8 protein-coding genes are annotated in these 12,644 nt (G+C 72.5%); 2 read left to right on the plus strand and 6 right to left on the minus strand.

Annotated elements, in window-relative coordinates; genetic code table 11:
* Window positions 1-24 precede the first annotated feature (24 nt).
* Window positions 25-3,315, minus strand: coding sequence for a S8 family serine peptidase (locus tag ML5_RS05625; protein ID WP_013474029.1), 3,291 nt, complete (start codon window positions 3,313-3,315; stop codon window positions 25-27).
* A 148-nt stretch (window positions 3,316-3,463) separates the two neighbouring features.
* The gene (locus ML5_RS05630; protein WP_013284081.1) at window positions 3,464-4,642 is read right to left on the minus strand and encodes a DNA recombination protein RmuC; all 1,179 of its coding nucleotides are present in this window, start codon (window positions 4,640-4,642) and stop codon (window positions 3,464-3,466) included.
* A 54-nt stretch (window positions 4,643-4,696) separates the two neighbouring features.
* Between ML5_RS05630 and ML5_RS05635 the strand changes: the two genes are divergently transcribed.
* Window positions 4,697-5,509, plus strand: a complete 813-nt coding sequence (locus ML5_RS05635) for a hypothetical protein (protein ID WP_013474030.1) — start codon at window positions 4,697-4,699, stop codon at window positions 5,507-5,509.
* Window positions 5,510-5,524: 15 nt separating this feature from the next.
* Here ML5_RS05635 and ML5_RS31405 read toward each other — a convergent pair.
* The 3 genes from ML5_RS31405 to ML5_RS05655 form a co-directional block, all read right to left on the minus strand.
* A protein-coding gene (locus ML5_RS31405; protein WP_013474031.1) for an IS5 family transposase occupies window positions 5,525-6,390 on the minus strand; the annotation gives its coding sequence in 2 pieces (ribosomal slippage) (window positions 5,525-6,057 and window positions 6,057-6,390; 867 coding nt in all).
* 176 nt (window positions 6,391-6,566) lie between these two features.
* The gene (gene ppc, locus ML5_RS05650) at window positions 6,567-9,353 is read right to left on the minus strand and encodes a phosphoenolpyruvate carboxylase (RefSeq protein WP_013474032.1); all 2,787 of its coding nucleotides are present in this window, start codon (window positions 9,351-9,353) and stop codon (window positions 6,567-6,569) included.
* Window positions 9,354-9,476: 123 nt separating this feature from the next.
* Window positions 9,477-10,505 carry a membrane protein gene (locus ML5_RS05655; protein WP_013474033.1) on the minus strand — a complete coding sequence of 343 codons (1,029 nt, stop codon included), beginning with the start codon at window positions 10,503-10,505 and terminating at the stop codon, window positions 9,477-9,479.
* A gap of 84 nt (window positions 10,506-10,589) precedes the next feature.
* Here ML5_RS05655 and ML5_RS05660 point away from each other — a divergent pair, with 84 nt between their 5' ends.
* Complete coding sequence (locus tag ML5_RS05660) at window positions 10,590-11,630, plus strand: S66 peptidase family protein (protein ID WP_013474034.1); 1,041 nt, start codon at window positions 10,590-10,592, stop codon at window positions 11,628-11,630.
* Between the two features lie 27 nt (window positions 11,631-11,657).
* Here the strand turns inward: ML5_RS05660 and ML5_RS05665 are convergent, their stop codons facing one another.
* A complete protein-coding gene (locus tag ML5_RS05665) occupies window positions 11,658-12,569 on the minus strand; it encodes a cyclase family protein (RefSeq protein WP_013474035.1) in 912 nt (303 codons plus the stop codon).
* Window positions 12,570-12,644: the final 75 nt, after the last annotated feature.

Genomic DNA, 12,644 nt, shown 5'->3' on the forward strand with positions numbered 1-12,644 from the left:
ACGGGGCTCCGTCGTGTCAGCGGATCAGTCGACCGAGACGACCTCCACCGAACCGCGGCCGACGACCGCGCCCTCGGTGGTGGTGACGGCCATGTCGCCGTACAGCTCCCGGCCGGCGGCCGGGGTGGACAGGGCGGTCACCGCACCGGTGAGGGTGGCGGTGGCGCCGTTGGCCAGGGACAGCGGCGTGGACGGGGCGGAGAGTGTGCCCAGCGCCGGGGACGCGAACGAGTCCCGGTAGTCGTACGCGGTGCTCGGGTCGCTCATCGAGTAACCGTCGACCACGACCCGGTAGGTGCCGGGCGCCGGGTTGGTCAGCGTGACGGCCTCCTCCGAGTCACCGTCGGCTGCCTGCCCCACCTGGGTGGTGCCGCGGAACACCGTCAGGTCCAGGTCGGCGCTCAGGTCGGACGGGTTGCCGATCCGGGCGGTGAACGAGGTGGCGCCCGCGGGCACCTCCACCACGTACTCCTGGCTGGCGCCCTCGGTGATGCTCGGCCGCTCGGTCCGGACGCTGGCCAGCGGGCCGCCGACGCCGGTCACCTGGACCGGGCCGAAGGTGTTGGTCAGGCTCCAGCTCACCGGGGACGGGGTGCCGGCGGTGACCGACGGGAGCTGGACGACGGCCGGCTCCACCTTGACGCCCTGCACGCGGGCCTGGAGCCGGAACGGGTTGTCCAGCGCCGGCGAGGTGCGACGCGCCTCCACCTCGATCTCCCACACGCCCGGCAGCGGGTTCTGGTAGTCCCGCTCCTGCGGCTTGCAGACCGCGGCGTCGGAGAAGTTGGTGTAGCAGGCGGTGCTGGCGGTGCTCTCGACCGGCACGCCGTACGGGTTGATGGCGATGAACCGGGTCTGCGAGCCGGTCGCGATGCCGGACAGGTTGACCTGGAGCGCGCCCGCACCCGGCGGCACCGTCACGAAGTACGACCGGAAGCCGTTGCGCTCGACCGAGCCGTCGGCCGAGAACGAGTACGCCGGAGCGGCGACCGGGTTCGAGGCGATCACGACGGTGGCGACCTCGAAGTCGACCACGTTGGTGGCCGGGTCGTCGACGGTCATGATGGCGCCGTGCGCGCCGGCCGTCATCGGCTTGGCCTTCACCTTGACCGTGACGGTCTTGTTCAGCGGCAGCCACACCACCTTGGGGGCGCTGTAGGTGCCGTCGTTCCCGCGGAAGGCGACCTCGTGCTTGATGCCCTTGTTCGGGCCGCTGGTACGGGTCAGCTTCACCTCGTAGTGGCGGCTCTCCTTGACCTTCTGGCCACCACGGTCGGCGGCGCAGCGGTTGTAGAGGCCGGTGCCGACGTTCGGGTTCGGCACGAACGTGCCGGAGGCCCGGTCGTAGCGGGTCAGGTTCGGCGACAGCTCGGTGCAGACCGGCGCCTCGGAGGTGTAGGTGCGGGTCGGCACGCCCTTGGCGAGCAGGCTCCACGCGCCCGGCACGTCGAACATGCCGTAGCCCTGCGCGTACGTCGGGACGCCGGTGATCGGCTGGGCCGAGGTGTAGACGGCCCGGCGCAGCGCGGCCGGGGTGACGCCCTTGCCGGTCGCCTTGGCGGCCGACAGCAGCAGCGCGGCGGCGCCGGTGGCCTGCGGGGCAGCCATCGAGGTGCCGTTGAGCATCTGATAGCCCGGGGGCAGCGGGTAGCCCGCCTCCGGCACCGGGTTGCCCGGCTGCCAGGTCGGCGCGGTGGAGATGGCCGAGCCGGGGGCGGTGACGTTCGGCTTGAAACCGCCGTCCTCACGCGGGCCGCGCGAGGAGAAGTTGAACAGCGCGTTGTCCTTGCGGACCACCGAGCCGTAGTTGGCCAGCCAGGTGTCCTTGCTGATGCTCGCCGCGACGCTCACCACGTCGGTGGCGACCGACGGGTCGCCGACCGTGTTCACGCCCGGACCGGAGTTGCCGGCCGAGATGAACAGCTGCACGCCGTACGTGTTGATCAGGTCGTTGTAGAGGACCGCGCGGGCGTTCGAGCCGTCGTTGAGCGCGGGCAGACCACCGATCGACATGTTCACCACGTCGACCTTGCGGTTGATCACCAGGTCGGCCATGCCGGTGGTGAGCGCCGCCGCGGTGCAGCCGCCGCCCCACGAGCAGGCGCGGGCGGAGACCAGCTTGGCACCCGGGGCGGCGCCGTCGAAGGCGCTGTTACCCAGCATGTCGTTGGCGGCGGTGATGCCGGCGACGTGGGTGCCGTGGGTGCTCTCGATGATGCCGATGTTGACGTAGTCGACCAGGCCGGGGCCGCCGACCGGGGCGGTGTTCACGTTGCGCCGGTACTCGACCACGAACGGGATCTGCTCGCGTACCGCGGTGGCCGGGTTGTCCGTGCCGAAGTGACCGACCTGGAACTTCTCCTTGTACGGCCGCATCACCTCGTCGTCGGTGAAGTCGTTGTTCTGGTTCGCGTCGACGCGCACGTCACCGGTGGTGGGGTTGTAGAGCACGCCCCAGAAATCGGTGGTGTCGCCGTCGCGGTTGAGGTCACCCCGCGCGTCGCTGTTCGCGGTGATGTTCTCGCGGAAGACGTTGAACCGGTAGTTGCCGGCCGGTGCCGTCCAGGTGCCCAGCGAGGTGGTGAACTCCGGGCCGCTGACCTCGGTCAGCATCGGCCGCCAGGATGCGTCCTCCAGCGGGTCGGTGGCGGTGACCCAGTCGACGATCTTGCGCTCGCCGGTGGTGGTCGTCTGGAGCGCCGGCTGGTCGAGGTCCACACCGGAGTCCATGATGCCGATGGTGACACCGCGGCCGTCCCACTGCGGGTTCGCGGCCTTGAAGGCCTCCGCGCCGGTCTCGTTGGTCGGCATGTACGGGTTCACCGCACCGGTGTCACCGCCCGGCCCGGCCAGCGCCTGAGCCTGGGTGGCGGACTTGGCGCCCTTCGGTGCCGCCTCGGGCGCCGGGTCGGGGAGCTTGATGGTCTCGTCCAGGTCGACGGCGGCGACACCGGGCAGCGTGGCGGCCTTGAGCGCCTTCGCGGTGGGGACCTTCGCCAGCACGTAGCCGATCTGGTCGTACCGCTGGCTGACGGTGGCGCCGAGGCCGGTCAGGCCGTCGACGACCTTCTCGGCCGAGCCCTTCTTCGCCGCGATGATCATCGTGACGGTCGGCGCGTTCTTCGCCTCGGCCTCGTCGAGCAGCTTGGCGTCGTGTGCGCCCAGTGCCTTGGCGGCGGCCGGCAGCGAGGGGTCGGCGGCGGGGGCGGCGCTCGCGGTACCGGCGCCACCTCCCACGGTCAGGGCGCCGGCCGCGAGGACCGAGGCCAGAAGCGCGGCGGACGGTCGCCGGCTGCGCGTGCGGGGTTTACTCAACGTTCTCTTCCTCCAGAGAACAGGGCCCTCGAGGGGCAGGGCACGTGTGACGGTGATCCTGCGTGTCACGACGACATGTGTCACTACCCGGCCTCGGTTTGTGATCAGTCCGTGACACGGATCGGTCTACGTCACCGCGCGTGCCGTGTTAGGCGTCGACGTCCGTCGACCTTTCGGCCGATGTGGACGGCGTGCCCAGCAACTCGGGTGCCTGCGGCTGCCTCGGCGCCAGCTCGACCTGCGCCGGCGCGGCCAGCTCGTCGTCGGAGACGCCCAGCTCTGCCAGCTTGCGGGCGCTGACGAGCACCCGCGCCTCCAGCGACCCCACCGCCCGGTTGTACGCCGTCACCGCACCGCTCAGCGAACTGCCGAGCTTGCCCACGTGGTCGCCCAGTGTGGACAGCCGCCCGTACAGCTCGCGGGCCAGCGAGTGGACGGTGGCGGCGTTACGCGCCAGCGCCTCCTGCCGCCACGAGTAGGCGACGGTGCGCAGCAGCGCCACCAGCGTGGCCGGCGTGGCGAGCACCACGTTGCGGGCGAACGCGTGCTCCAGCAGGGACGGGTCGCGTTGCAGTGCCACGTCGAGGAACGGGTCCGCCGGCACGAACAGCACCACGAACTCGGGCGTCTGGTCGAACGCCGACCAGTAGGACTTGGCCGCCAGGCCGTCCACGTGCGCGCGCAGGTGCCGGGCGTGCGCGTCCAGGTGGGTGTCGCGCCCCCGCTCGTCGCGCGCCTCCATCGCGGTCAGGTACGCGTCGAACGGCGCCTTCGCGTCCACCACCACCGTCCGGCCGCCGTGCAGCCGCACCACCAGGTCGGGGCGTACCCCCTGGTGGTCGGTCGCGGCGGTGACCTGCTCGCTGAAGTCGCAGTGTTCGAGCATGCCGGCGGCCTCGACGATCCGGCGGAGCTGGTGCTCGCCCCAGCGGCCCCGCACCTGCGGCGCGCGCAGCGCGGCGACCAGCTGCTTGGTCTCGGTGCGCAGCTCGCCGGAGACGGCGCTCATGGACCGCACCTGCTCGCGCAGTTCGGCGTACGCGTCGACCCGGTCCCGCTCCAGCTCCGCCACCCGCTGCTCGTAGCGGCGCAGCGTGTCGTGCAGCGGCGCGACCGCGCGGGCCACCGCCTCCTGGGACTGCGCCGTCGCCTCGTAGCTGAGCGCCCGCATGGACTGCTCCAGCCGGCCCTCGCCGGCCTGGGTGGCGGCGAGTGTCGCCTCCAGGCGGGCGATGTCGGCCGCCGCGCGCGCCCGCGCGGCCAGCCAGCCCACCGCGCCGCCCGCGGCGAGGCAGAGCACCACCACGGCCAGCGTCGCAAAGCTCATGGCCAAGAGCTTGCCAAACGGGTACGACGAGCGCCCGGTGGGTACGTTCGAGTCATGGAGTTCGCGTTGTGGCTGGTCCTGATCCTGCTGCTCGGAGGTGCGTTCGTGTTCTGGCGGAGGGGGAGCAGATCGCGCCGGGCGAACGAGCTGGCCGACGCCCGCGCCGAGGCGCAGCGCTGGTACGAGCGGCTCGGCGGCCAGCTGATGAACCTGCACGGCGACGCTCCGGCGGTCCGGCAGGCGCTCGCCGACGCCGGTGAGCGGTACAACGCGGCCGGTTCGCAGCTGGAGCAGGCGACCACGCCGCGCCAGTTCGGGCTGGCCCGGGAGACCGCGCTGGAAGGGCTTGCGTACATCCGGGCGGCGCGGACCGCGATGGGCATCGACCCGGGCCCGGAGCTGCCGCCGCTCGCCGCTGCCCAGGGCGCCGGCGCGCTCACCAAGGAGCGCCAGGTCGACGTGCAGGGGCAGACGTTCCGGGCCGGCCCGCAGCCGGGGAACGCGACGCCCTACTACTACCCGGGTGGCCGGTTCCAGGGGCGGCCGGTGCCGGCCGGCTGGTACTCCACGCCGTGGTGGAAGACCGCGCTCGGCGCGGGCGTCGGTGTGGTCGGCGGTCTCCTGATCGCGGACGCGCTGTTCTCACCCGCGTTCGCCGACCCCGGGTACGACGCCGGCTACCAGGAGGGCTTCGGCGACGGCCAGGACTTCGGCGACCAGGGCGGCGACATGGGCGGCGGCGACACGGGCGGCGGTGGTGACTACGCCGGTGGCGACTTCGGCGGCGGCGGGGACTACGGCGGCGGCGACTTCGGTGGCTTCGGCGGCGGGGACTTCGGTGGTGACTTCGGCGGCGGCGACTTCTAGGGCCTGTCCTGTCGATCATGGAAGCCAGATGATGGCGGCGATGAGGATCAGGCTGGCTCGGTAGAGGGATGCGCGTTTGGCGTAGCGGGTGGCCAGGTCACGCCATTGCTTGAGTCGGTTGAAGCAGCGTTCCACGACGTTGCGTTTGCGGTAGGTCGCCTTGTCGAAGGCGGGTGGTCGCCCGCCGGTGCTGCCCTTGGCGGCGCGGCGGGCGATCTGGTCGCTGCGTTCGGGGATGACGTGCCGGATCCCGCGTTGGCGCAGGGCTCGACGGGTGGAGTCATGGGCGTAGCCCTTGTCCGCGATCAGCACGTCCGGACGTTTGCGGGGCCGGCCCGGTCCGGGCTGGTTGACGCGGATCGCGTCGAGCAGGGCGAGGAGCTGGGGGTTGTCGCCGGCCTGGCCCGGGGTGAGCAGGATCGACAACGGCCGGCCGCGTCCGTCGACTGCGAGGTGGATTTTCGTGCTCAGTCCTCCGCGTGATCGGCCGATGGCCTCGCCATCTTGCGCACCAGGCGTCGCCGGACTTGTCGGGGAGCCCCCTTTTTGCGGGCGCCAGCGGCATGCTGATGCGCCCGCACGATCGACGAGTCGATGCTGATCGTCCACTGCACCGGTGTGCCGTCGTCGTGCACCTGCGCCGCCGCGAGGATCCGATCCCATGTCCCGTCGGCGCTCCACCGACGCAGCCGCTCATGGCAGGTCTTCCACGGCCCGAAACGTTCGGGCAGGTCACGCCACGGCGCACCCGTGCGCAGCTTCCACAAAATCCCGTTGATGACCTGCCGGTGATCTCGCCACCGCCCACGAGCACCGCCCGGCTCCGGTAGCAGCGGCGCGATCACCGCCCACGCCTCATCGGTCAACTCACCACGACGCACCACCGACACATCGTCAACGACCAACCCCTACAAGATCGGCAGGACACGCCCTAGTCGACGCCGCCGCGCGTCGGGCGCCGCTCGCGTCGGGCGCCGCTCGCGGCGCGCCGGGCGCAGGCGTTAAGAAGGGCCCCCTCTTATGCACGAGGCGTTAAGAGGGGGCCCTTCCTTACATCTCAGCCGGTGTTGCGCATGCCGGCGGCGATGCCGTTGACGGTGGTCAGCAGCGCCCGCTCCAGCGCCGTACCGTCGTTCGGGGCACGCCGCCCACCCGGCGCGGTCACCACCGCACGCCCGGCGGCGCCGGATTCGCGGTACTGCCGCAGCAACGCCACCTGGAGGTGGTGCAGCGGCTCCAGGTAGGTGTCCCGCACGGCGAGCGTGCGCTGGAGCACCGGCGAGTTGTCCAGCAGCGCCGGTGCGGCGGTGACCGCGAGCACCTCCTGCTTGGTCAGCTCGTACTCCTGCTCGATCTTGTCGAAGATCGGGTGCAGCTTCTTCGGCACCAGCGTCTCCACGTACCGCCGGGCGATGGTCAGGTCGGTCTTGGTCAGCATCATCTCGACGTTCGACAGGAACGTGCGGAAGAAGTGCCAGTTCCGGTTCATCTCGGCGAGCACGTCGGCCAGCCCGGCCGCCCGCGCGGCGGCCAGACCGGAACCCACGCCGAACCAGCCCGGCACGATCTGCCGGGTCTGCGTCCAGCCGAACACCCACGGGATGGCGCGCAGGCCGGACAGGCCGGCGCCGGTGTTCGGGCGCTTCGCCGGCCGGGAGCCGATGTTCAGCGCGCCGAGCAGTTCGGTCGGCGTGGAGGCCCAGAAGTACGCGGGCAGGTCCGGCTCCTCGACCAGCGACCGGTACGACCGGAACGCCGAGGAGGACACCACGTCCATCGCCGCGTCCCAGCGCTCCAGCATCTCGGCCGGCTGCCGGGGCGCGGTGTGCAGCAGCGTCGCCTGGAGCACCGCCGCCACCGTCAGTTCCAGGTTCTCCCGGGCCAGCGCCGGCAGCGTGTACTTGTCGGAGATGACCTCGCCCTGCTCGGTCACCTTGATCGCGCCGTCCAGCGTGCCGTACGGCTGAGCCAGGATCGCGTCGTGGGTGGGGCCGCCACCACGGCCGACGGTGCCGCCGCGGCCGTGGAACAACCGCAGGTGCACGCCGTGCCGCGCGGCCACGTCCCGCAGCGAGCGCTGCGCCCGGTGGATGGACCACTGGCTGGTGGTGATGCCCGCCTCCTTGTTGGAGTCGGAGTAGCCGAGCATCACCTCCTGCACGTCGCCCCGGGCCGCCACGAGCGCCCGGTACGCGGGCAGCGACAGCAACTCGTCCAGCAGCTCACCACCGGCGTTCAGTTCGGCCGGGGTCTCCAGCAGCGGCACGATGCCGATGCGGGCCCGCCCGGAGTGCACGTCCACCAGGCCGGCCTCGCGGGCCAGCACCACGGCGGCCAGCACGTCGTCGACGCCGAGCGTCATCGAGATGATGTACGACTCGATGACCTCGGGGCCGAACCGGTCCTGCGCCTCGCGGATCGCCGCGAACACGTCGAACGTCTTGCGGGCCGACTCGGTGAGCGGGCTGTCCTGGGTGGAGAGCGGCCGCCGGCCGGTCAGCTCGTCGGCGAGCAGCTTGGTGCGCTCCAGCCGGGACAGTGCCGGGTAGTCGGAGACCTCGCCGACCGCCTCGTAGAGCTGGGCCAGCACCTCGTGGTGCTTCTCCGCGTGCTCCCGGATGTCCATGGTGGCCAGGTGCAGGCCGAACGCGGACACCGTACGGATGGCCGAGGCCAGCCGCCCGACCGCGGTGAGCTGGCCGGAGTTGCGGGCCAGCGAGGCGCGCAGCAGTTCCAGGTCGGCGATCAGCTCGGACGAGCCCCGGTAGTCCCGCCCCGGCACGTGCGGGGTGTCGGCACGCAGCCGCTCCCGGGTGTTGGCGAGCTTCGCCTTCACACACCGCGCCTTGAGCCGGTACGGCTCCTCCGCGTTGACCCGGCGGAACCGGGGCGCCACCTCGGGCAGCGCGTCCAGGTCCTTGGCCAGGCTGGCGGACAGGTCGAGCGACACCGCACGCAGCCGCCGGGACACGCTGACCTCGGTGATCAGCTCGTCCATCGCCTTCTCGGTGGCGGCGATGCCGTGCTCGTGCTGGATGCGCAGCACTTCGCGGGTGACCACCGGCGTGACGAACGGGTTGCCGTCGCGGTCACCGCCGATCCAGGTGCCGAAGCTCAGCGGGCGGGACGTCGGCGACGTCTCCACGCCGAGCGTGCGCAGCGTGTCGGCGAGGTCGTCGAGGACTTGCGGCGCGGCCTCGGCGTACAGGTCGCGCAGGTAGTAGATCGCGTTGCGCGCCTCGTCGGTCGGGTCCGGCCGGTCCAGCCGCAGCTCGTCGGTCTGCCACATGAGATCGAGCAGTTCGGCCAGGCGCCGGTTCGCCGGGCCCTCGTCGCTGGCGCCGTACAGGATCGCGTTCGCGGTCTCGGTGTCCAGCTCGTCGGCGACGGCGCGCAGCTTGGACAGGATGGACCGGCGGGCCGCCTCGGTGGGGTGGGCGGTGAAGACCGGGCGTACGGCCAGCCGGCGGGCCGCGGCGGCGATCTCCTCGGCCGGTACGCCCCGCTCGGCGATCATCTTGGCCGCCTGGTCCAGCCAGCCGCCGTGTGTGGCGCGGCGGCGGCGCAGGTCCCGGGCGCGGTGCACCTGCTCGGTGATGTTCGCCAGGTGGAAGTAGGTGGAGAAGGCGCGGGCCAGCTTCGTGCCGGTGGTGACGTCGAGCCCGGCGAGGCGCTGGGCCGCGGCCGGTACGTCGGAGCGGACCTGGGCGCGGATCTCCTCGACCAGGTCGAGCAGCGGCCGGCCCTCCTGACGGGCGAGGGTCTGCCCGAGCAGCGTGCCGAGGCGGCGGATGTCGGCCCGGAGAGCGGCGTCGGGGCCGTCGTGGTCGTGCTGGTCGGTCACGGTTGCGCTCCTTACGCGAGGACGAAGGACAGCGCTGTCCGACTCCTCTGGATGGTATCCGCGCGGCCCCGGCGGACAGGAGGGGGACGGCGTGATGATCTGCACTCTGGGACGGTCCGCCGGTCAGCCCCGCTCGCCGGCGTGCCGTCCCGCCTTCGGCCGGCGGCGTGCCCGGAACACGGTCGCGGTGAGCAGGCCGGTCAGGCCGGCGACCACCCAGACCAGCAGTCCGGTCAGTGCCCAGCCGCCGCCGCGCCAGTCGAAGTAGATGGCCGACTTGAACAGGTCGGTGGCGAGGCCCGGAACGTTCCAGCGGTGCATCCCGCGCAGGAACGGCGGCAGGAACTCGGGCGCGTAGATGCCGCCGGAACCGGGGTTGCCGAGCACGACGAGCAGCAGGATCACGATGCCGGTGCCGAGCAGCCCGAGCCAGCCCTGGACGGCGGCGGCGACCATCCCGGCCGCGAACGCGGCGAGCGCGCCGACCACCGCCACCGTCGCCACCTGATCGGGGAACACGCCGAGCACCGGCCCGACCAGGATCGCCCCGATGACGCCGAGCAGGATCGCGTGCACCGCGAGCGTGGCGATCCGCAGCCCGGCCCGGCGCAGGTCGCGCGGGCTGGTGCCGAGCGAGATGCCGAGCGCCGTGGACGCCAGGTAGCCGCCGAGCACCACGCCGACGGCCAGGTAGAACGGGACCAGGCCCCGCGGGTCGTCGGCGGAGACCGGCACGTCGTCGGTGACCTCCAGTGGCACCCCGGCCTGCCGGGCCGCCTCGGTGAACACGTCGGTGACGAGTTCGGTGGCGGCGGGCGCTCCCGCGCTGGCGGTGGCGAGCGTCAGGCCGCCGTCGGGGGCGGAGCTGAGCACCGCGTACACCGATCTGTCGGTGAGACCGTCGGAGGCGGCGTCGCGGCTGTCGTACCCGACGGGTTTGATCGTGTCGGTGCGGGCGCGGACGGCGGACATCACGGCCTGGGCCTGCTGGTCGCTCGTGACGACGGCGACCGGCACGTCGCGCGGGTCCGGCTTGTGCAGCGCGCCGACGTAGGCGGCGATGAACGCGCTGGCCAGCGCCAGGGTGCCGAGGATCAGCGCCGCCGTGCGGGGCAGCCAGTCCCGGGTACGCAGCTCCGGCTCGTCGTCCACGGCCTCAGCCTATTGCGGGCATATGCCCGGCTCATGGGGTTTCGTCGGGCGAAAACCGCTGGCCCGGGCCGATAACGTCGGGCCATGACGGTGCCTGTCTATCCCGCCAAACCGCAGCCCGGCGACCGGGTCGCGGTCGTCTCACCCTCCGCCGGCCTGCCGGGTCTCTTCCCCCACGTGTACGAGCTGGGCCTGCGCCGGCTTCGCGACGAGCTGGGGCTGGAACCGGTGGAGTATCCGACCACCCGGGTCATGGGCGCCGACCCGCGCGACCGGGCGCGTGACCTGACCGCCGCGTTCGCCGACCCGACGATCACCGCCGTGCTGGCGACGGTCGGCGGGGACGACCTGATCACCGTCACCCCGTACCTGGACGACGACGTGTTGCGGGCCAACCCGAAGCCGTACTTCGGCTACTCGGACAACACCAACGTGCTCAACCACCTGTACCGGCTGGGCGTCGTCGGCTACCACGGCGGCTCCGTGCTCGTGCACCTCGGGCGCTCCGGCAAGCCGCACCCGCTCACGCTCGACTCGCTGCGCGCCGCGCTGTTCACCACCGGCTGGTACGAGCTGACCGCCGCCTCCGAGTGGGGCGACGAGCCGCGCGACTGGAGTGACCCGGCCACGCTCGCCGAGGAGCCGCCGATGTACCCGTCCGAGGGCTGGCGCTGGCACGGCCCGGCCCGGGTGGTGCAGGGCCGGACGTGGGGCGGCAACCTGGAGATCCTGCACTGGCTGATGGCGGCCGACCGCGTTCCGCGCGCGGCCGACCTGGCCGGCTCGGTACTGGTGCTGGAGACGTCGGAGGAGATGCCCACCGCGCAGGAGGTCTTCCGGATCGTGCGCAACATGGGCGAGCGGGGTCTGCTCGCCGCCGTCCCGGCGATCGTGGTGGGCCGCCCCAAGGCGTGGGACTTCGACCGGCCGCACTCGGTCGCGGAGCGGCTGGCCTGGGCCGCCGACCAGCGGGCGGCGATCCTGTCGGCGCTCGCCCCCTACGCCGGCGACCCGGTGGTGGTCTTCGACGTCGACCTGGGCCACACCGACCCGCAGGTGATCATCCCGTACGGCGGCGAGATCCGCGTGGACGCGGCCGAGCGCCGCATCGCCGTGCGCTACTGACGGCGGCGTCGGGGCCGACGGCGCGGGTCAGGCGTCGACGACGGCGAAGGCGCGCACCGGGAACGTGCCCATGCCGGCGACCCGCGGCGGAGCGGCGGTGAACCGGAAGCCGGTCGGCGGCAGCGCGTCCAGGCCGGTCAGGTGCTCCACGATCGGCACCCCGGCGGCCAGCAGACCGGTGTGCGCCGGGCGCTGACCTGCTGCCGCCGCCGTCATGTCGTCGATGTTGATCGAGTCGATGCCGACGAGCGCCGCGCCCGACTCGGCCAGCCACTGGGCGCCGTCACCGGTCAGGTAGGGCGCGTCCGGTGCGGCGTACGCGTCGGTGCCGAAGTGCGCGTCCCACCTGGTGTGCAGCAGCACCGCGCACCCGGCCACGTCGTACGGGGCGAGCATCAGCCGGTCCACCGCCCGCGTACCGGCCGGCACGCGTACCACCAGGCCGGGCAGGTCGGCGAGGCGGTCCAGCGGCACCCCGGTCAGGTCCGGGCCGTCGGCGAAGCGGTGCGACGGCGTGTCCACGTACGTGCCGGTGTTGGCGATCATGTCGATCCGCCCGACCTGGAACTCGACACCGGGCGCGTACCGGCTCCGGGACGCCTCCCGGGTCAGCCACTCGCTGATCGCCGGTGCGGGCCAGCCGGGCAGCGTGACCAGGCCGTCGGTGATCACGTGACTCAGCTCGACGAGTTTCCGCCCGCCGCCCGTGGCCGGGGCGGTCACCCCGCGCCCGCCCTTGTGCGGCTCCTCGACGACGGTCCGGTTCGTGATCCGTACCTCGCCGACCATGAGCAGCCCGAGGTGCCGGACCAGCAGCGCGGCCACCTCGTCGTCGGTGACGTCGGGGTGCGGCACGTCCAGCCGGAACCCGTCGGTGCGCAGACCGCCACCGTTGGAGAAAACCACCTCGGCGTCGAAGACCGTCCGATACTCGACCATCCGCCCACCGCACCACGCCCGGTCGCAGCCGGTCAAGATCCAACATCGGGCGGGCCCGGTTCGTCGGTGGAGGGG

It is taken from the genome of Micromonospora sp. L5 (assembly GCF_000177655.2).
GTDB classification, from domain to species: Bacteria; Actinomycetota; Actinomycetes; order Mycobacteriales; family Micromonosporaceae; genus Micromonospora; species Micromonospora aurantiaca.